General features: G+C 46.5%; 31 protein-coding genes. 2 read left to right on the top strand and 29 right to left on the bottom strand.

Annotation, left to right across the window (positions count from 1 at the left end; genetic code table 11):
* Window positions 1-11: 11 nt before the first annotated feature.
* From ACK28X_RS04025 to ACK28X_RS03995, 7 genes are read right to left on the bottom strand one after another with little or no spacing between them, the layout of a single operon-like run.
* On the bottom strand, window positions 12-638 hold the full coding sequence (locus tag ACK28X_RS04025) for a hypothetical protein (RefSeq protein WP_412057182.1): 627 nt from the start codon (window positions 636-638) through the stop codon (window positions 12-14).
* 9 nt (window positions 639-647) lie between these two features.
* The gene (locus ACK28X_RS04020; protein WP_412057181.1) at window positions 648-1406 is read right to left on the bottom strand and encodes a phage baseplate assembly protein V; all 759 of its coding nucleotides are present in this window, start codon (window positions 1404-1406) and stop codon (window positions 648-650) included.
* Window positions 1407-1616, bottom strand: coding sequence for a hypothetical protein (locus tag ACK28X_RS04015; RefSeq protein WP_412057180.1), 210 nt, complete (start codon window positions 1614-1616; stop codon window positions 1407-1409).
* The gene (locus tag ACK28X_RS04010) at window positions 1610-1924 is read right to left on the bottom strand and encodes a hypothetical protein (RefSeq protein WP_412057179.1); all 315 of its coding nucleotides are present in this window, start codon (window positions 1922-1924) and stop codon (window positions 1610-1612) included. Before ACK28X_RS04010 ends, ACK28X_RS04015 begins: the two co-directional genes overlap by 7 nt.
* Before the next feature lie 16 nt (window positions 1925-1940).
* On the bottom strand, window positions 1941-2270 hold the full coding sequence (locus ACK28X_RS04005; RefSeq protein ID WP_412057109.1) for a hypothetical protein: 330 nt from the start codon (window positions 2268-2270) through the stop codon (window positions 1941-1943).
* Window positions 2263-2577, bottom strand: a complete 315-nt coding sequence (locus ACK28X_RS04000; protein WP_412057178.1) for a hypothetical protein — start codon at window positions 2575-2577, stop codon at window positions 2263-2265. Before ACK28X_RS04000 ends, ACK28X_RS04005 begins: the two co-directional genes overlap by 8 nt.
* Before the next feature lie 26 nt (window positions 2578-2603).
* Window positions 2604-3383 carry a major capsid protein gene (locus ACK28X_RS03995; protein ID WP_412057177.1) on the bottom strand — a complete coding sequence of 260 codons (780 nt, stop codon included), beginning with the start codon at window positions 3381-3383 and terminating at the stop codon, window positions 2604-2606.
* A gap of 93 nt (window positions 3384-3476) precedes the next feature.
* Here ACK28X_RS03995 and ACK28X_RS03990 point away from each other — a divergent pair, with 93 nt between their 5' ends.
* Together ACK28X_RS03990 and ACK28X_RS03985 are read left to right on the top strand one after the other, a co-directional pair.
* Entirely contained in the window at window positions 3477-3701 is a 225-nt protein-coding gene (locus ACK28X_RS03990; RefSeq protein ID WP_412057176.1) for a DUF6290 family protein, read from the top strand.
* Window positions 3670-3954: a type II toxin-antitoxin system RelE family toxin gene (locus tag ACK28X_RS03985; protein WP_412057175.1), complete on the top strand. Its 285-nt coding sequence runs from the start codon at window positions 3670-3672 to the stop codon at window positions 3952-3954. Before ACK28X_RS03990 ends, ACK28X_RS03985 begins: the two co-directional genes overlap by 32 nt.
* 10 nt (window positions 3955-3964) lie before the next feature.
* Here ACK28X_RS03985 and ACK28X_RS03980 read toward each other — a convergent pair whose 3' ends face one another.
* The 22 genes from ACK28X_RS03980 to ACK28X_RS03875 form a co-directional block, all read right to left on the bottom strand.
* Window positions 3965-5038, bottom strand: coding sequence for a major capsid protein (locus ACK28X_RS03980; protein WP_412057174.1), 1074 nt, complete (start codon window positions 5036-5038; stop codon window positions 3965-3967).
* A 93-nt stretch (window positions 5039-5131) separates the two neighbouring features.
* A complete protein-coding gene (locus ACK28X_RS03975; RefSeq protein WP_412057173.1) occupies window positions 5132-5419 on the bottom strand; it encodes a head decoration protein in 288 nt (95 codons plus the stop codon).
* Window position 5420: 1 nt separating this feature from the next.
* Window positions 5421-5645: a hypothetical protein gene (locus tag ACK28X_RS03970; RefSeq protein ID WP_412057172.1), complete on the bottom strand. Its 225-nt coding sequence runs from the start codon at window positions 5643-5645 to the stop codon at window positions 5421-5423.
* 26 nt (window positions 5646-5671) lie between these two features.
* Window positions 5672-6754: a S49 family peptidase gene (locus tag ACK28X_RS03965; RefSeq protein ID WP_412057171.1), complete on the bottom strand. Its 1083-nt coding sequence runs from the start codon at window positions 6752-6754 to the stop codon at window positions 5672-5674.
* Window positions 6755-6770: 16 nt separating this feature from the next.
* A complete protein-coding gene (locus ACK28X_RS03960; RefSeq protein ID WP_412057170.1) occupies window positions 6771-8312 on the bottom strand; it encodes a phage portal protein in 1542 nt (513 codons plus the stop codon).
* Window positions 8312-8539, bottom strand: coding sequence for a phage head-tail joining protein (locus ACK28X_RS03955; RefSeq protein WP_412057169.1), 228 nt, complete (start codon window positions 8537-8539; stop codon window positions 8312-8314). The genes ACK28X_RS03960 and ACK28X_RS03955 overlap by 1 nt, the downstream gene beginning before the upstream one ends.
* A 35-nt stretch (window positions 8540-8574) precedes the next feature.
* Window positions 8575-9906, bottom strand: a complete 1332-nt coding sequence (locus ACK28X_RS03950) for a terminase gpA endonuclease subunit (RefSeq protein ID WP_412057168.1) — start codon at window positions 9904-9906, stop codon at window positions 8575-8577.
* Window positions 9821-10456: a phage terminase large subunit family protein gene (locus ACK28X_RS03945; RefSeq protein ID WP_412057167.1), complete on the bottom strand. Its 636-nt coding sequence runs from the start codon at window positions 10454-10456 to the stop codon at window positions 9821-9823. The genes ACK28X_RS03950 and ACK28X_RS03945 overlap by 86 nt, the downstream gene beginning before the upstream one ends.
* A gap of 86 nt (window positions 10457-10542) precedes the next feature.
* Window positions 10543-11118, bottom strand: coding sequence for a hypothetical protein (locus ACK28X_RS03940; protein WP_412057166.1), 576 nt, complete (start codon window positions 11116-11118; stop codon window positions 10543-10545).
* A gap of 239 nt (window positions 11119-11357) precedes the next feature.
* A complete protein-coding gene (locus tag ACK28X_RS03935; RefSeq protein WP_412057099.1) occupies window positions 11358-11993 on the bottom strand; it encodes a hypothetical protein in 636 nt (211 codons plus the stop codon).
* Window positions 11994-12102: 109 nt separating this feature from the next.
* Window positions 12103-12537, bottom strand: coding sequence for a hypothetical protein (locus ACK28X_RS03930; RefSeq protein ID WP_412057165.1), 435 nt, complete (start codon window positions 12535-12537; stop codon window positions 12103-12105).
* Between the two features lie 8 nt (window positions 12538-12545).
* The gene (locus ACK28X_RS03925) at window positions 12546-12686 is read right to left on the bottom strand and encodes a hypothetical protein (protein ID WP_412057164.1); all 141 of its coding nucleotides are present in this window, start codon (window positions 12684-12686) and stop codon (window positions 12546-12548) included.
* Window positions 12687-12782: 96 nt separating this feature from the next.
* Window positions 12783-13100 (bottom strand): type II toxin-antitoxin system HicB family antitoxin, encoded by a 318-nt coding sequence (locus ACK28X_RS03920; RefSeq protein ID WP_412057163.1) that lies wholly within the window; start codon window positions 13098-13100, stop codon window positions 12783-12785.
* 367 nt (window positions 13101-13467) lie between these two features.
* Complete coding sequence (locus tag ACK28X_RS03915; RefSeq protein ID WP_412057162.1) at window positions 13468-14202, bottom strand: Rha family transcriptional regulator; 735 nt, start codon at window positions 14200-14202, stop codon at window positions 13468-13470.
* 373 nt (window positions 14203-14575) lie between these two features.
* Window positions 14576-15043, bottom strand: a complete 468-nt coding sequence (locus ACK28X_RS03910) for a Panacea domain-containing protein (RefSeq protein WP_412057083.1) — start codon at window positions 15041-15043, stop codon at window positions 14576-14578.
* 248 nt (window positions 15044-15291) lie between these two features.
* Window positions 15292-15465: a hypothetical protein gene (locus ACK28X_RS03905; protein ID WP_412057161.1), complete on the bottom strand. Its 174-nt coding sequence runs from the start codon at window positions 15463-15465 to the stop codon at window positions 15292-15294.
* Between the two features lie 122 nt (window positions 15466-15587).
* Window positions 15588-15935, bottom strand: a complete 348-nt coding sequence (locus ACK28X_RS03900; RefSeq protein WP_412057160.1) for a hypothetical protein — start codon at window positions 15933-15935, stop codon at window positions 15588-15590.
* 79 nt (window positions 15936-16014) lie between these two features.
* Window positions 16015-16518: a single-stranded DNA-binding protein gene (gene ssb, locus ACK28X_RS03895; RefSeq protein ID WP_412057081.1), complete on the bottom strand. Its 504-nt coding sequence runs from the start codon at window positions 16516-16518 to the stop codon at window positions 16015-16017.
* 88 nt (window positions 16519-16606) lie between these two features.
* On the bottom strand, window positions 16607-16834 hold the full coding sequence (locus ACK28X_RS03890; RefSeq protein WP_412057159.1) for a hypothetical protein: 228 nt from the start codon (window positions 16832-16834) through the stop codon (window positions 16607-16609).
* A gap of 39 nt (window positions 16835-16873) precedes the next feature.
* Window positions 16874-17380, bottom strand: a complete 507-nt coding sequence (locus ACK28X_RS03885; protein ID WP_412057158.1) for a hypothetical protein — start codon at window positions 17378-17380, stop codon at window positions 16874-16876.
* A gap of 588 nt (window positions 17381-17968) precedes the next feature.
* Complete coding sequence (locus tag ACK28X_RS03880) at window positions 17969-18571, bottom strand: hypothetical protein (protein WP_412057157.1); 603 nt, start codon at window positions 18569-18571, stop codon at window positions 17969-17971.
* Window positions 18571-19116: a hypothetical protein gene (locus tag ACK28X_RS03875; RefSeq protein WP_412057156.1), complete on the bottom strand. Its 546-nt coding sequence runs from the start codon at window positions 19114-19116 to the stop codon at window positions 18571-18573. Before ACK28X_RS03875 ends, ACK28X_RS03880 begins: the two co-directional genes overlap by 1 nt.
* Window positions 19117-19138 lie beyond the last annotated feature (22 nt).

Below are 19138 nucleotides of genomic sequence, written 5' to 3'. Positions count from 1 at the left end.
CGCTGGGAATTCTAAGAAGTCGCGCACGTTCTTCTCAAGCTTACCATTTTGATCTGATCAGCAGGAATGTAAGTCGCGTAAGCACCTGCTTCTTTGTGTAAAACATCTTCATATTCTATCCAGTCTTCTTGGGCAGGGGCCATTGAATGCGTAATATAAAGCACTACGTCGCCTGTCGCCCCCAAAGCATAGGGACCGTTAGGAAGGTTTACAAAACGATGAAGACCTCTTGATACAAGGGTAGTATCATCTTTCAAAACAACATTAATTTCCTGAGGACGCGCATTTAGAGTTTCGCTAAACTGGATCCAAGCAGAAGGGGTGTGGTCGCAGTGACTAATATCCAACTTACGTAATATTTTATAAAACCATAGGCGAAAATATTTACGCCAAAGCGCGCTTATAATAATTGTCCCAAAAAACGCAGGGATAGCCGGAAAAGGTTCAGCCATACCAAAATACACGGCGGCTTTATAAAAACTCGCACCAATCAAGCCAAAGCAAAGGGATGGAAAGAAGATGTTTGCGGTTCTATCATCCGTGTGTATGCCGTTATTGGCAATATGATACCCAACGTATCCACAAGCTAATATAGCCCATATCTGCCAGACTAGAAGAAACAATACAGGATCGCTCATACTATCTCTCTATTGCGCTGAGGTAGTGATAGAGCCACCGACCGCAACGCCACCATGCACGTGGCTTTGCCCAATATTGCTACCATTATGGCTAAGCGTGCCTGATTGAATGGCGACACCACCTGCTTGTAGGCGCATTTGATTTGCGGCTTTGGTGGTTACATTTTGTGCTTCTATCCCCAAATCACCATCAGTTTTAATGCTAATGCCTTTGGGCAGTTTTGTTTGCATAGCTTGTGCATTAATCCCGATCGTTTCATCGGTAGTAAGCATAATGCCACGCGGCGCGTAAATCTCTAGCACGCCATCCTTAGCGCTGATCTTAGCGCCGCCCTCAATGGCAAGGCTAAAGCCGCCACCACTGCTAATAGACACATCAAATGTGCCTTTGTCCGCAATGGTCATTGTATAGCTATGGCGTTCATCATCATACTCTATTTGGCTTCCATCAGGATAAACGGTGCGGTGTAGGTTGCCTTTATCGGCCGCTTGAGTAGTCTCGGTCGCAAGCGCCCCTACAATCACCCCTTGCGCCAAATCACCGCTTGGACACGCCATAACAACTTGCTCGCCCACATCACGCCCGCTCCATTGGCGGGTCTTGCCCGCACGCGGCTGTATATCGGGCAACCAATCGGTCTCAAGGTCACCACTTTTAACACGGTAGCGCCCATTCTCATGATTGGCTTGTGATACACTACCAACCACCACTAAACCAGCAACGCGCCGCTCTAAATCAATGAGACGACGATACAACTCGCTATACATCTATAAAGCCTCTTGATAATCATTGCGGTGCGAAAGCCCCGTATCGGGCTCATAGCTATAGCGCACGCTGTGCACCACTACCGCTTCATCGCTTGGCGCCATATGGGTGCAATAGATGATGTCGTAATAAAGGGTCGCCCAAAGGGCAAGTGTCGTTCCTTTTGCGCCCCCATGATACTCCCATTGGGTCAATAAGCAGCTTTCTACCAATCTATTAAGATTAGGCGCTTAGAGAGAATGGTTTCGACATCCCATGTCAAACGATCCATATCATCTTCCTGCTCATAGCCCGCTATGCAACATTCAATCGCTATATGCAGGGTACGCCGCCGCATACCGTAGTCTTGCACTTGCTCAAGGTCTAAATCCTCACCTAATGTGTAAACAAGTAGAGCAGGGAATATATCTTTGTTAAGCGCAAACGCCCGTTGCGCAAACACATTCTTGCCAGCTATGGTGTTTCCAGCCTTAAGCAGGTCAATAATCGTGTTGCGAATAAGTAGGCGATGGGTGCTCATATTATAGCGCTTCCTATCAGGCGTGGTCTTCTACTAAAGCCACTTTCATCATACCGCTGGTCGAGGTGATCACATCACTAATGATGAAGGTCTCCTGATCCAAAACAACCCTATCACCTTGTTTGGGGGCACCGCCTATATCGCTAAGGCGAATATCAAGCATTTTAATAGGATTGGTAAAATCTGTTGTGCCATAGACGGGGTCTTGCGCATAGGTCTCATCATAAATGGCGCTTATGCTAAAAACTTCGCCCGTAGTTTTGCGTGTATAGGTTAGAGCCCTGCCAAAGGTCTCACATAAGACATCATTCATGGCCTTAAGGTTAGCGTTCCAGTTCTCAATCATGATTAAGCCTGCTATTGCTCTGTGCACCAAGCCGATCAAGGGGAATAATTTTTATTATGTTGTCTCCATCATGGATATCAACAAAAGGGGCATTGCATAGGCGCGTTTCAAACACACCAAGGCCTTTAAAAAAGCCTTTTACATTTTTTGATGCAGGTGGCTTGGCTTTAGCTGTTTCTGGCGCCTTAGAAAATCCAATGCCGCGCAATAACATTTGCGGCTGAGCACAAATAAACAAACCATTGCTAGAAATACGCGGCCGTATCCACGGGGTTTGCGCATCACCCATGAAAACCTCTGTATACATCTCAAGCACGCTATCATGAGCGCCTTCTACCGCGTCGTTGCGCGTGAAGATCTCGTAAAAAAGCCTCCCATCCCTTGCGGGATGAATTGACATTCATTGGACTTCATACCGATTGCATCGGGTATGCCAAAGCGCGCACGTCCCTCATAATCACTAACGCCATGATAATCCATGAATGTAATACCACCATAGGTAAAGCCGCCCTCAATGGCCTGAGCCTGTACCTGTGGGTGCTGGATAAGCGCATCGTAAAATGCCTCTCCACATAGGGCAAGGGCACTTCCATTTGTGGGGAAGGCACCATGGCAGGCGCGTTTCATCGCCTCTATCACATGGCTACAAAGACTTGCAATGTCTGTGTCACTATCATCAAGGTTAAATTGGATAGGCTCTGGCCGCTTAATGCCAAAAACATCAAACCAATCAACCAATACACTGCCATTCACGTCATAAACTACGCCTTGCATGGCACCAAAGCGAAAGATCTCAAAGATTAGGTCCATGTTTTCGATAAGGGCAGGAATGGCCGCTTTGGCCTTTGTCAATAAGACCTTATCAATCTCTTGAGCAGAAAGCTTAGACCCATCTTGCAATGGGTCTAAGGTAATCAAGGCCTCGCGTACAAAACCATGGATGATGATAGAGCGCGTCTTCTCTTGCACAGAAGCTACTTGCGCGTGCAACACCCCCCGCTCAATAGGGCGAATGACATCGTCTTTTACCTCAAGCCCGATAATCTCTTGAGCACCAGTCTCAGCAGAAATGTTATCCAGCCCAAGCGCAGACAATACTTGCAACCTATCCATTGTTCATCCTAAAGCGTTTTGTTTAATTGCCTTTGTTGTAGTACTATGTTATACATGTATGACAAGGGCACTAATTATGGAGAGAGAACGTTCATGCTAGCAGTGCGATTACCCGAAGACTTAGAACAAAGGCTCTCCCAATTAGCGAAGCAAACGGGGCGTAGTAAGTCTTTTTATCTACGAGAAGCTCTAAATAATTATATTGATGATCTCGAAGACCTTTATCTAGCTGAACAAAGGATGACGGAATTACGCTCAGGTAAAAGCAAGGCAATACCTCTAAAAGATGTTTTGGCTGATTATGACATGGGCCATTGAATTCGTTCCCGCGGCTGTGCGAGAGTTAAAAAAGCTTGATAAACAAGTAGCACAGCGGATTTTAACAGTTCTTCATGAGCGCATAGCACCCCTTGATAACCCCCGTAGCATAGGCGAGGCATTAAGGGGGAATCGTTTGGGCGAGTTCTGGAAATACCGTATCGGCGATTACCGTATTATTGCTAATATAGAGGATAAAACTCTTACCATTGTTGTTTTACGCGTTGGTAATCGCCGCGCTATTTACCGCTAGCTCTAATGGTTTATTTCTTTGTCACGCCTTTGATGAGCATTTCGGGGCGTGTACAGATAAAGAGGGGGTAGCTATAGACTTCAGGTCGCACCCAAAAATCACGCGCTATGTCGCGGATGAGCATTGAGTAAAGGGGGCGGCCGATGGTATTAGCAAAGGCAAAGCTCTCACAAGGCGAGAAGGCCTGTTGGAACACCCCAGGTGTATTAACGGGCACAAATTGGCATTCATTAGGTCTAATCCCTAAAGCACGTTTTGTACCTGCTTGTGCTTTATCGTCATAATCATCAACGCCACGATAGTTGATAAAGCGGATGCCACCATAGTCAAAACTTGCAAAAGAACCGCTTTGTAGTACCGATGCGGTCGCCGCTCCAAAAGAGCGGTTAAGGGTTTGGGCATTTTGGGTATTGAGAAACGTTTCACGCACGGTTTTATGGTTGGTGAGATCATCAAAAAACTTATCGCCACAAAGCCCTATGACACTAGAGCCTAAACGATAAGCCCCTTTTGAAGCCCGTTGCATTGTCCGAATAATCTCACGACAAATGCGCTCAACTTGCGTTGTTTCGCTATCCAAAGCAAAGTTAATATCTTGGGGAGGGGTGATACCCCATTCCTTAAACCAATCAATAATCACCGAGCCATCAGCATCAAGAACAACCCCTTGGATTGCACCAAACATATGGCTTTCAAGGGTTACTTCCATATCGCTTGTTAGGCGATCTTGAGCGCGCGATATATATTCAATGGCGGTTTCTAATTCGCTCTCACTGCCAAAAGCCCGTACGTTTTGGATTTCAGAGGCAGACAAAGTATTGCCCTTGGCAAGACGCACCGTTCTAAATGCACGGATATCGCGGCGCTCGCGTCCCGCTTCTTCCAGTGGTGCACCGCGCTCTGATGTACGAATGATTTGCAATTGGTTATTGCGTCGTTCAATGGCCACATGGGTTGTGGAAATAGGCACATCATCAAACAGCTTAAGAGAGCCAATGAGATCTGGCTTAAAATCATAATAATCCAGTGCTTTGGTCATGTTTATTGCCGAAAAGGCATCATCATTAAAGATATCTATTTGCATGGGGCTTTGTCCTTTAGCGTAAAATGATGGTTGCTAACGCCAAGGCATCTATGGCTTTTTGACGTTGCTCTGTTGTTATTTTTTTTGGCCAAATTAGCTCTCCGATGCTTTGACCGCCGTTTGCCGTAGCGTAACAACAGCGCGCCGCGGTGTGGATGAAGGCTCAACATTGTCATAGGCAATAGCGCTTGCTACTTCGCTACCATCGGTTGCCGTTGGGTTTAGCGGCACATACTGGCCATTGCCAACAAGCTTGGCCATCACCGTGCCTGCCTCTACTTGATCTCCCGCGGCAAAGGTGACGCTTTCACGGGAAAGGTGGATATCGTCGCTAATGAGATAGGCGCCCGTGCGGCGCCCTTCATAAAGAACATTTGCCATTCTACACTTTCCCTTTTTTCCATTTCCAGATGCTGAGTTTCTTTGATTGGCTGATCTCGCCCGCACTTGTGTTTGCATAAGGAGAGATTGTTTTACTGCAGCTAGCTTCTACTAAGGCGTCTAGAACATGCTGTTGGGCTTGTTCTACGCTCAGCCGCTTATCGATAGCCGCTTGAGCGTTAAAGCGTGCTCCAAGGCTCTGCGCTTGTTTCTCTATTGCAAGCAAGCGGGCACAGCGCTGGCGCTCGTGCTTTATCCCAGCCTTGCTAGGGCGGCCTTGCGGCTTGTCTTTCTTGTCTTCTTCTTCGTCATCTTCTGGATCGGTGCTTTCGCCGGAGTCGCGTTCTTCATCGTCGTCTTGTTCTTCATCACCTGTGTCGTCCTCGTCGTCTTCTTCTTCATCAGGCAGGGTGTCTTTGCGTTTTTTTTTTTTTTCGATTGCATCGTCATCATTTTGCTCGAGGCGGTAGTTTCGGTAAGCCATACGTTTTGTCCTTCTTGCGTTTTTGTGGTCTCTATGAGTTGTTGTAAAGCTGTATCAAATGTTCCAAGACGATCAGCCAAGCCCTGTGTGAGTGCCTCTTGTCCTAAAAATGTGTCGGCACGTGTATCAATGATCTGCTGGCGTGAACATTTGCGCGCCTTTGCCACCAGATCGACAAACATATGATAGAGCGTATCGCAATCCTCTTGGATTTTAGCCCGTGCGCCATCGCTTAAGGGTTCATGCGGATTGCCATCTACTTTATTTTCCCCCGCAAATATGTAAGTCCAGCGCAGCCCTTCTTTTGCATCCGCCTTAGATTGATCCATATGGGCTGTTACCACCCCGATAGAGCCCACATCACTTGTCCGGCTTAGCCATATTTGCTCAGCCGCACAACTGATGGCATAGGCGGCTGAACAGGCCATTTCATTAGCATGCGCCCAAATAGGTTTTTGATAGCTACGCGATAAAGCACGCCACTCCTCCACAAGATCAAAGACGCCGCCCGCTTCACCGCCATAGCTATCAATATCAAGTAAAACAGCGCGCACATCCGGTGCGCTCACCGCTTCTATAAAGCTTGCCCGCAAGCCATCATAAGAGGTTAGCCCCGATTGTGCGGCCATAAAGCCGCCACGGCGCACCAAAGTGCCATGAACAGGAAGAATAGCGATGCCGTCCACTACTTGATGTGCTTCAGGCAAGCGTGTCTCATCACTATTCTTGATAAAGGCACCGATTTGCCCTGTAAGGCGCGGCGAAAGCGCGCTCAAGATTGTGTCTAGCTTTTCTGGGGTAATCATATGCGGGCGGTTATAGAGCCGCGCAAGACAATGCACAAAGTCCATCTGATACCCTATCGCTTTAGGCCGCATTCTCAGATATGAGAGCGTTTTGTTTATCTTCGTCATTGCTATCATCATCAAGCAGGACGGTTGTGGGGGCTGGGGTCTCAGTATCAAAATGCAGACCACGCCTTAGTGCTTCGCTTCGCTCTTCTTCAATCTCTGTGTAAATATCATCGCGACTATAGCCACGCTCATTTAAGGCTTGCGTTAAGCTTTTTAGACCCGCACGGATTTCTTCCTTCTCGGCGGCGATGTCCTTTAACGGATCGACCATTTCCAATTGCGCGGCATGGCTCTCTGATTGCAACCAAGGTAAGGGATTGTGATCATAGTCGGGTAAGTCTATGGCACCCACCAATACAGCCATTTCCACAAAGCGCTTCCACACGATGCGGTTTAATTGAAAGGCCATGACATTGGCTCGCCATTGCCTAATATGGCGACGAAACTGAATAATGGATGTGCGCACATTGGAGAAATTGCCCCGCGTCACATCGCCGCTCACCGTTGAATAGGGCATGTTCAGACCAGCGCAGATTTTTAACAAATTGCGGTATTGAAACGGTTCATAAGAGCCGCCCACCTCGGCGGGCGCAGAAAAGCGAATATCTTGGCCATTCTCTAATACCGTAACCAAGCCTGGAGCCAGTTCAATGGTGTCTCCTTCACCACCGGCTAGGGAGGCTGTATTCATAGTGCGCTCCGCTTGTACATCTGGGGTGAGCGGATTACTCTCACCACCTAAAATAAAAGCGGTAAAAAGCGCTGTGGTCTTTTTGCGATCAAGCTCAGCATCATCATAAGCGGCCAATTGAAACAATTGCACCATACTGCGGGTGATCTTTGGTGTGCCGCGCAATTGTTGGGCTTGTCGGCGTTTTAATATGGATGATATAGGGGGGGCTTCTATGCGTACCCGCTCTTGCATTCCCTCTGCAAGCCTTCCATTGGGTACTATGTCATAGGGATGATAGCGGAAAAAATGGTAGGCAATGCGATCACCAAATGCATTAAATTCAATGCCCATGCGGATATGATGCCCAGGTATTTCTGCGGGGCCATCATAGGTTACATCCAATAGCTCTGCAGGATAGATTTCTAGCTTGAGCGGAACAGCGCTACACGCGTCTAGCGGAACAGGGCGCAAGCGCACAAAGACTTCACCCGCAAGAAACACTTCGCGGGCAATGGTGGCCTGCATCCCGTAAAAATCACTAACCCCCTCATAATCAGCCTCATCAACCCACTGCCACCACAAATTCTCTAATGCGCGCTTTTGGGCTTCAAAGCCTTTGATGCGTGGTACAGGCTTAATCCCATCATTGACCGCCGCTGATACCCATTCATCAACCGCCGCACCATAGATGCTATTATTATCATAAAGGCTACGGGAGCGAGCAAGAACGGTTTGGCCTTCGGCTTGGATCGCCCTATTAATGTGAGTCTTTGTGGGGATAAAGCCACGTAAGCGGCGGCTACGGCTTGCCGCATCAAAATAGGGTCCACTGCCAACCATCACCTGAAAGGCGTTGGCCATCCGCTTAATAATACCTGCCATTAATAACCTCGGCCTGCCGCGATATAAAAGAGGCGCGCTTTCGGGCGGCCTTCTAATTGGGCGATTTCTGCATCCAAAGCCGCCAATGATAGCTTATTCTCGCTCACCGAGCGGTTATAGATCTGCTTGTCGCCATGGCGTATAGATTGGGCGGCAGAATAAAGGCCTTCTGCCAGCGCATCACGCTGCTGTCTTAGCCGCTTTAACCGCGCCTCTATGTCTTGCATATCAAACCTCGTTCATAGCATATACGAACTTCTCATCATACGCGGCCGCCGCCGTATAGGTGGTGCTGGCGGGGCAAGAACTTCGTCCTTATCAAAGGATAGGCGCGCTCTATCATCTTCTGTTCTAAAGCTTGCGCTTGTTGCTCTAAGGATATCCCCATCGCCGATAAGCCGCATAGCGCCGCATAGGCATAGACGCGGCAATCCAATGCCTCATTGCGGGCATTATTGGCCTTTACCCAGTCTATCTTTGGTTGACCCTTGCTATATTTTGTCTTTTTGCGCTCTGCTGTTAATTGCTGGAAGTATTCTAAGTCACGCTCGATATGGAAGTGGCAGGCACCATAGCCAACAGCATCAGGCCCCGTCCTTTTAAGACGCGCCATAACCATATCTTTAGCGGCGCTCACACCAATGACATAAAGATTGATCTTTCCATTATTGTTGTGGGTTGGTCGTTTGGGCCACACGGTAGACGTACTATTACTACTCCCTTTAATGCCCCATATATTATGGCCTTGACGCGGTCGCACATAATCATACACCGCTTGCGTATTTGAGCCCCCCGTATCAACACACGTCGCATGGATCAGCAGACCATTGTCTAAAGCAGGATGGGGCCAACGCCTACTAAGATACGTATCTAGATGGTGCCAAACCTCTGCTGCCGATGGGTCGCCCAAAAAGATTTTATAATCAATGTTCCAGCTCTCTTCATCACGCCCCCAGCCAACAAGCTCCAACTCCAAGCGATCAGGTTGCACATCAACACCACAGGTTAGAATGGCCACCTGCGGCGGTAAGAGTGGGTATTCTTCGCGCAAAGCGTAAAGCGCGCTAGCATCCGTTCCCCCAGCATCATACTCTTCCCAAGGTTCGCCCAATACAGTATTGACAAAGGATTGTAGTTTGGCAGGGTCCTTGGCCTCTAGAAATGCGCGTGCGCATTCGCCCCACGTAAACCATGGCGAATAAAGCGCCGATAGGTGATAGGAGCGAAAGTTGTTATAGCGGCTCTGTTTGGTTGCTACCCAACGCGCGCCATTGGCTTCGCTCAGCAACGCCGCTTTGTGATGTTCCTCATGAATAGCACCACAATGGGCGCAAAAAAAGTGGGCCTCCTCAGGCTTGTCTTCAGGCCAGCGGATCTGTGCCCACGTAATAGGTTGTAGCTCATGACACTCTTTACAGGCAACGTTATAATAACGCTGATCACCCTTCTCGAATTCGGCTTTAATACGGCTGGTCTCAAGGCTTGCTGGCGTTGAGAGCATAAATACTTTACGCCGCGGGTAGCTTGCCGTACGACGAAGAGCAAGCAAGGGTAATGGGATCGCCTTCATCATCAACATTAAACGGATACCCATCAACCTCATCAAGCACCAAATAACGAATAGACATAGAGCGCAAGCCCACCGCTGAATTAGCACCCGTCAAGTTTAATGAACCGCCTGCAAACTCCTTCATAAACAGCGTATTGCCGCTATCGCGCGCGCGTGGTGGGGCAATGCGCTCTGACAAAGCCTTGCTGTTGCGTATCATATGCTCAACACGCATCTTTGAGAGCTTCTTTGCCATATCTACCGTAGGCATCACATACAGAATGGGGCCAGGCGAATGGTGTATGGCATAACCGCAGAAGTTTAGCGCCGCTTCTGACATACCAATTTGCGCGCCCTTCATAACAACCGTCGTCTCAATGCTTGAATAGCTCGACAGATTGTCCATGATCTCGCGCAGATAAGGCGTTCTTGATGTCCGCCATAGGCCAGCTTCTGCACTTGCTTGTGTCGACAAATAACGATGGACGTCCGCCCATTGAGACACCGTATAGGCGGGGTCAGAGCGAAACCCTTCTTTAAAGGCTGCCCAAAGCTTAACGAGGTTTCGGGCTTGGTAATCCTTGTTTATGCTCATGTTCAACCCCATCACCTCTGGGACGCAGGCCTATGGGGTCAGGCATTATCCCTTCCTGAAGGGCTTTGCAAATTTTGGTCAGAGCCTCATTCTGTTGCTTCATATTCACTGGTGTTCTGAACATTGTCGCTTTCCTCTTCTTCGTCGACTTTTGCAAAATCAGGCATAGGAATCGTATCAAGCTCTATCAAAGCATCGCGCATATGCTGTTCTAAAACTATGGCAACCTTGTTATGGTCACACTCTAACGCGCTGGCAATATCACCACTGTGGCGGCTTGGAAACAACATCAGCATATCACGACAGCTACGGGCAAATACAAATGCCTGCCGCTTAGCATAATCTATCGGCACATAGTCCTGCTTCTTGACCTTAAGTTCAAATTCTACCTTCTCTGCTTGGGCAAGAGTTAAGCGCGACTTAACTTCGTTAAGATCAAGGTTAACAACTTCACCGACTTTACTCTTTTTATAGGCGGGCGCAATGTTGGCTTTAATCCATGCTAAAGCTTCATCAACGAGGATGAATTGACCATCATCGCTTGTGGGCAAACCCTTCTTTACAAGTTGGGTTATATAGGCCTTGCTAACCCCTAGACGCTTAGAGAATAGGGCGCGTCGCTCTTTTACATTGGAATTATTTTCTAATTCTAGCTCTGACATTTTTGTAAAAAATCTCCAAAGCCGCATAGAAATGCTTTGCAAAATAGCTACGATAATCCCAACAAAATTAGCGTCAAATAATTGTATTTTGTTTCAATGAGTTAACAAGTTAAGTGATTTAAAAATCCCTGACGCTAGAAAAATATCGCGCTGCGCATCGACCCGCCTATGCCCCCCCCGCGGGAAGTACCTTGGCAATATTAGAATATTTTTCTAATTATTGGAAAATTAAACCCACTTCACTTAAGCAGAGCCTTGTTGATGTTCTTCTGCATGGTCTCTTGAAACATCGTGCTAACCATCTGCGCTACTTTAGCCTGCATACCATCGCGGGTCATAATTGATGCGGCATTAACACCTAGAGGCCTGATCAAACGCGGCACAAGTTTTGTCTTACCATTAGCTAAGCGCACACGCTTAGTCTTGCTTGGATCGCGCATGAATACATGATTGTTTAATTTAGGCTTTAGCGGCGTACGGTTGGGGAAGGTGCCGCCATGGTCAAAATAGCCTGCAAACATCTGCTTGCCACCAAGCAGTTCAACCTGCATACCGATGCTTGCTTGCTCCTCATGCTTAAACAGCTTAAGCGGGATATCTCCATAGAGCACAATCATCTTAGAATAGAGTTGCTGGGGCGTAGCTTTCGCTGAACGCCTCACCTTATCATTCAAATAGTTCTTGCGGTATTTGGCAGGTAGACCCGCTTTCTTGCGGATCATGGTGATTGTTTTGGTACGCGCCTTGCTAAGCGTATTATTGATAGAGGCGCTTGCTACTTTGTGTAATTGCGTCTCACCTAAGACATCCAACATGTTATTGGCGTCTTTTAGATCAAAGCGCACAGTGACAGCCTCGTCGTTACTGAACGCCATGGATCACCTCTATGCACTGCATCGTCGGGAAAGGTAAGTGAAAATGTTCGTTACAAAGTCGAACCAAAATTTAGGCGAAATCTTCACAGCACCTAATGTCAGTTTCTATTTATGACATGCTTTTGTCAAGTAAAAAATGGCGCGACAAAGCGTTGAGAGCTAAACGAAGAGCACCTACCAAATGTGATACATCCATATCATCCTCAACGATATACTGAATAGCCGCGAATAGATTGTCATCGGGGTTATCAAACTGCGCTTCTTTAAGAGCGAGCCGCGCATCTTGCCACCGTTTGGTGCATTTGATAACCCATTCTTCTACAGTTCCTGTAAAGTCTTGGCTTTGTGGTCTATCATAATAGCCATGAGCAAAACCCTTTGCACAAAGATAATTATTGCGCACCTGTAAATACTTTTCGGCGGCGTCGTATTGCGCTTCACTCAACCCTTGCTCACGTCCTAGCAAACGCAAACGGCCAATAGAAGTTGCCGCTAATGGGTTCTTCGCATCTTCCAATGATAGGCCTGCATGCTTTGCACGCATCCTTAGGGCTAGTAAATCAATTGGTTCATTATCATTAGCACCACACGTGTAAAACCACGGCCTGAACGCGATATCCGTCCACTAGGTTCACGAGCCACGCCTTCAATCCGTGGCCGACCTCTCGCTTTCTTGCGCTTCTTAATTGCCATGCCTCGCTCCCTTTCCTTAATAATATCAATATATTACCTATTAATACATAGCACACACTATATATTGATGCAAAAGAGCAATGTCTAGGCCAAAACCTATAGCTTAGAAGCAATGTAGCGATTAAGACTTACACGGTTTTCTGCCGCCTGAATAGCAAGCGAACGGTGTAGCTCTGGAGGTATTCTCAATTGAAACTTACCACTAAATGATTGTAAAGAAAATGGTGTAGGAACTTCTTCTTCCTGTTCGTGCATATCTTGAAGTACTTCGCCTACCAGTTTCATAATGCCTAACAAAGCTTCCTCAGCGCTGGTCGCGCACCATGATAAGGAAGGGAACTCTGCACACAAGCCGATATGCTCATTGTCTTCCGATGACCATATAACCCTATAGGTATAGTGCTTATTTTCCATGGTTAATCCTTTCTATCGCCTTTAAAGCTTGTTTTACTGATAGGCTTTAGCTTTATTATTTGATCCCTTCTGTATATTTACACGCGGATCTCCCGGCCAAGGCATTTTAAAAACAAAATGGCTAGAACCGCTATTGCGTGGCGCACCAAAAAAGTACTCACATATGAAGAACAAATCGCTGAACGCCACATTTTGCGGACGCATCCGCATTGCCTCTAAAGTTTTTTCTATCCTATTCATCATAGGCTAATTATAGTATCAATATTGATACTTGTAAAGAGTATATTTTTTTAACGTACTTGGTAAAAAGATAACGGTCTTCAGCTACTTCTATCCCCCGCCTAAAGACGGGGGAAGTTGTTTACGTTTAAGCGACCAGCAAGCGCTCGTTAGGAGCTGAAAGGTGTAGCTCTTCCAGCTTCTGAACGTCTTTTGCTAGCATGTCTCTTAGTCCTTTAAAAAGGAAATAATGCGTAGCGCGCATTTCGGCCAATTTTTTATTGATCACATCTAGCCATAGGACTTTCTGTAGACTTTCTGTAGACTCTTCGACCTTTGAGAAGGATATCTCGCGCCATATGCCTACAGCACCCATGTAAACATGATTAAGCAAATAGGCCTCTGCTTCTAGCCGATATAGTGCGGCTAATTGCTGGGCGTGTTTGTCGATACAATCTCTGATGCGTAGTGGTATCTTTGTGCGATCTTCTGGAAGGCGATAGACGGTATCATCTTCTTGCGTCAATTGTAGCTGTGGTTGATGTGCTTGTTCTAGCTCTAACCAACGGTCGACAATCTTTGCTCGCAACACTGTGCTGTAACCTGAAACAAGGATAAGGCATTCGCGCTTGGGAAGGTAGTAGCAAATCAGCTTTCGGCCAGTGCTATCCTTATATTTGCCTAAAAATGTACTGGGCTCAATTTTGAGCTCAGTAAACATTTGACGAATATCACGAATAACATTCTTGTGCTCTTTCTCGCACAGCTTTGCGATTTCGCGGCTAGACATAGTGAGTACTGATGCGTCTAAGCCTTTCGAAAGCTCTTGTTTTATTTGGGAAGTTTTTTTTGCCTTTTTGGCATTGTTCACTGAACCAGTCATGGTTTTACTCCTACGGTATTAACGTTTTCTATGAGACGCTTATAGAGGCGTCGGGTGCTAGAAAACACGGCCGTAAGTCCGTCGTTACACTTTCCCCTTGCGGGTATTGTATGGCGTAACTACACCCGACATAAGGCACATGCATAGAAGCATGACAATAAGTCGAATTGTTCGGAACGGTAAATAATTTCGGTTATTTAACCGCTTACGGTTTAAGTGTTTTCTAGGCACTTGTTCTCAACATAGCGGTTTTAGGATTTTTGTCAAGCGAGGCGGTTATAGCTGCATAAGGTCTCCAATCCAAAGGCTTTCCATGGTAATTCCCCGCTCTTAATACGTTTGCATCTCTCAAATAAATAAAAACTTAGTTTCTTTATTTCGCCTCACACCATAACCCACGATAGTAGGTTTCAATCAACTTATCACTAATAGGTGTTCCAAATTCTCCTGTATAGGTTTGCTCCCAAGGGGTGCCTTTTGCATGAGTGATATCAGAGAGCTTATAGTCACTTAAATGCCCGTAATGTTTGTAAACCCATTCAATGATTTTAATTGCTTCTGTATTTAATGTCTCGTCAGTCTTTAAAGCGGCCTTCTTGACCGTTGATTTACCAAACCGCCTAATCGCTTCATAAAGATTCGGTATAACAGGGCCATACGTCCATGCTTGAACAGGATCTTTAATCAACGGGTGGTGATAAATGCCTAACATCCAACCATGCGCGATATATACAAGTTTTAAAACTTGCGTAAGCGTTAAACTGCCGCCGTCCTCTTTTTCTTTAAGGTCTAAAAACTTATAGGCAACGGTTCGGGAGTCATAAGTTTTAACGCTTTCCATGGAATTGCCAATTCTTAATATTAAACTCTTTATTTAGATATTGTGTGATGTTGAGTAGCTATAGAAATAGTCTTCTTCTATAATTTTAAAGAAAAGGTGATTCCATGAAGAAGAAAAAAACAATATACATCCCACAATAGCTAAAAGTCTGAATATGTATCCATATTTAAATGGTGACAGAAAAATAGGTTTAGATGTTCAGCAGAAAGCAGTTCCATCCGATCATGTCAAGAATCCTCCTGCGCCTCCTAGTCTTTCCCCAAAGTTGCGCAAGAGGTAGCCCATATCCTTCTCAAGCTTACCAGCTTGATTTGATCGGCAGGGATGTAGGTCGCATAAGCGCCAAACTCTTCGTTCAATACCTCATCATACTCTCTCCACTCGTCTTGCAAAGGATTATGCGCATCAGTCACATAAAGCACAATGTCTCCTGTCGCTCCCAAAGCGTAGGGGCCATTGGGAAGATCTTCAAAGCGATATAGATCCCTGGATAGGAGGCAAGTATCGTCTTTTAAAACAACATTCAGTTCATAGGAACGCGTATTTAGAGTTTCGCTAAACTGGATCCAAGCAGAAGGGGTGTGGTCGCAGTGACTACCAGCTTACGTAGTATTTTATAAAACCATAGGCGAACATATTTACGCCAAAGCGCGCTTATAATAATTGTCCCCAAAAATGCAGGGATAGCCGGAAAAGGTTCAACCATACCAAAATACACGGCGGCTTTATAAAAACTCGCACCAATCAAGCCAAAGCAAAGGGATGGGAAGAAGATGTTTGCGGTTCTATCATCCATGTGTATGCCGTTATTGGCAATATGATACCCAGCATAGCCAGAGGCTAATGTGACCAATGTCAACCATGGTAAATTGAACAGTGCAGGATCAATCATCTTTGTTTCGCTTTCCTTGGATGAAATATTAAAATATTAATCAATGATAAGCACGCGTTTTTTGCAATCGTTTGCCTCTCTAAAACGGTATTTCATCATTGAGTTGATCATCGTAGGATAATGGCGCTTGATAGGATGCCTGTGTTTGGCCTCTGTGTTGGCCATAGGTCATGGTGCTAGCACCAGCTGGGGGCTTTTGGCTTGTGACTTGCTGTGTGTCTTGACCTTGATTACCTGCTTGACCCAGCATTTGGATAACACCGCGGTATTTCTGTAAAACAACTTCTGTGGTGTAATGTTCCACACCGCTTTGGTCTTTCCATTTGCGGGTTTGTAATTGCCCTTCTACGTAGATATGGCTTCCCTTTTTTAGATAAGAGGCGGCAATATTGACAAGGTTTTCGTCAAAAATCACAATGCGATGCCATTCGGTCTTTTCGCGCTTCTCACCCGTGTTCTTATCCTTCCAGCGTTCACTAGTCGCTAATGAGAATAGAGCCACTTGCCCGCCCGTTTGCATGGCTTTGATTTCTGGATCTCTGCCCAAATGGCCAATAAGTATAACTTTATTTAGGCTAGACATTGTGTGGTTTCCTTCTGTTCAAATAGCTGTAGGCCTGTAATCTCTTCCAAATCAAGCAGGTTTTCGGCTTCTTCGGCTTGGCTTTTTGCTAAAGCGGCTTGTGGCAAAGAGCCGCCATGGAGCCAACATCAACATAGGCCGCAACGCTAAAATCAGCACCAAAGGGTGTGTAATTATAGGTTTTGCCTTCAAAGCGTTGCATGAAACGCCGCCCGTATTTGTCCTCGTAGAGGTTGTAGAACACTTGTTGTACGCCTGCTTTATGGTTTGCATAGCCCGATAGGGTGGCGACAATGGTCTTTTGTTTTTTAAACATTGGCCTCGCCTTTATTTAAAGTTTTGTGAATGTAATCAATCATACGCGGCAATTGTTTTCAAGCTGTCCGCAATAGAGAACAAACTCAGAAGTAGCAGGCATGAAGGTTGCTGAAAGTCCTATTGCCTTACCGCGCAAAACGTCTTCTGTTGCCTTCTGTAGAGCCCAATAGCCAATGTCTTCAAGAGCCCTCTTATAAGCCAAAGCGGTTGCATTTTCGTCTTGATTGGTTGAAACTTTTAAACCAGCGCTAAGCAGAGCAAAGGCAAGGCTAATGTCCTTGGCATCAGCAGGCCTATCCAGTTCTTTTAAAGCTTGCTTAGTTAGCGATAAGATTTCCTGCTGTTCTTGGGGTGTTGGCTTTTGCCCCTTCATCCACAGAAACGGTGGTTGGCGGTGTGTTTTCGAACAGAAAAGCGTACATATCTCCTGTAGTTGGGATCTTAAGCATTTTTTCCGCGACGCGATGCCCCCAGCCGCGCTGTTGTTGATTATGGTTATTGGGCTGTCCAAAATTTTGTCGGGTGTTGTTATTTGTGGTTCCATTACCGCCTCCTTTTGCGGAATATTCTTGTGATCTTCTAATCCAATTACGCCATGTGCTTTGCCAGTTAACTTTTGTGGCGTCTTTCCCCGCCTTGGCGCCCCAATAGTCACGGAATTTTTCGACTTCAACGCAGATTTTTTCTCCGTTAAGCCTTGCTGTCTAGCGAAGTTAAGATCGGGCTCAAAATCGGGTGGTAGGCGACAACCCCTTGAGGATTGTGGTGTTTTGGGGGGCTGTGGAATAGCCTCTATGGGCTCACTAGCCGTTGTAGCGAGGTCGAGGTTTGTCGAAGGGAGTGTTGAAATTTGTTTCGGGATCCCTCGCGCGTATACGCGCGTATAGGGTTTGTTTTTTTTTTTTTTTTTTTTTTTAGGGGGGTGTGGGGGGGTATTTTCTTTTTTTTTTTTTTTTTTTAATTTTGTTGGGTAACGCTTTCGGTGGGGTGGGTAACGCCTTGGGTAACGCTTTGGGTAACGCTTTCGGTGGGGTGGGTAACGCCTTGGGTAACGCTTTCAGCAGGGTGGGTAACGCGGGTAACGCTTTGGGTAACGCTTTCGGTGGGGTGGGTAACGCCTTGGGTAACGCTTTCAGCAGGGTGGGTAACGCGGGTAACGCTTTGGGTAACGCTTTCGGGGGGGGGTAACGCCTTGGGTAACGCTTTCAGCAGGGTGGGTAACGCGGGTAACGCTTTGGGTAACGCTTTCGGTGGGGTGGGTAACGCCTTGGGTAACGCTTTCAGCAGGGTGGGTAACGCGGGTAACGCTTTGGGTAACGCTTTCGGTGGGGTGGGTAACGCCTTGGGTAACGCGGGTAACGCCTTGGGTAACGCTTTTAGTGTTACAGTCATAAAGCCGTGAATAATTTATCCCATAACATTTTTTAAAACGTTCTTTAAAGCGTTGCTGACGAAGAGCATTAGCAGATTTCTTTTTTTCTTCTGCCTCGCCTTGATATGAAGACTCGTTACAGTCATAAACCACTTTTCCCACATCGGGAAAATGGTCTGTATTGGCTACCTCCATATAAAGAGGTGACATTGCCTTATAGCGGCGTGCTTCAAGATGCGCCAAGCGTTTTGCTTCGCGTACCTTTTTTTCGTAATTGCAAACAGCATGAACCGCGGCAACTATTTGCTCTGCGCTAGCTCCAGAGTTTGCTAAAGCGGTGGTGAGATCAATCAAGATATGCATCAGCTCTCCATATCCTCCTCCTCTCGATCTAAAGCGTAATATAAAAGGGCTAAGGCATCGGCCTCGTTGTCATCCTCTGGATGATGATGATGGCCTCTATCCCATATGGCATTTAAAACATCATCTTTTGATGCATTGCCTTTGCCTGTAGCGTGCTTCTTAATGGTACCAACGGGCACGCCTTGATAGTCAATCTGATGATGTTCACACCAAGCGGTGAGAACGCCTAAAAAGCCGCCGTAAACATGGGCGGCATCTGTTCCAAGGTGGCGACGCACTTCTTCGTAATAGATTTTATCAAGACTACTTCCAGCACATTCAAAGCGGTGTTTGGTATCACTTAGCCATATGCGGAATTTAGAAAAGCGTACGCCGCCCCCGTCAAAAGTTCTTTTTTTAAAGGTAACAGAGCCGCTGGTCATAGCGCCTTGGCAAAAAGCATCTTTAGCAAGGCTGTGTACCTGCGGCTTGCGTATAAATCCATTACCGCAAAATGCCGCCCAGCCCATTTTGCTACCAAGGTCAAGGCATAGAATAGTCCTCATGCCAACCCCCGTTGCAGAATCA

The sequence above is a fragment of the Bartonella sp. DGB2 genome (genome assembly GCF_046843095.1).
In the GTDB taxonomy this organism is placed as follows: Bacteria; Pseudomonadota; Alphaproteobacteria; order Rhizobiales; family Rhizobiaceae; genus Bartonella.
This window is presented reverse-complemented; position numbering and strand designations above follow the sequence as displayed.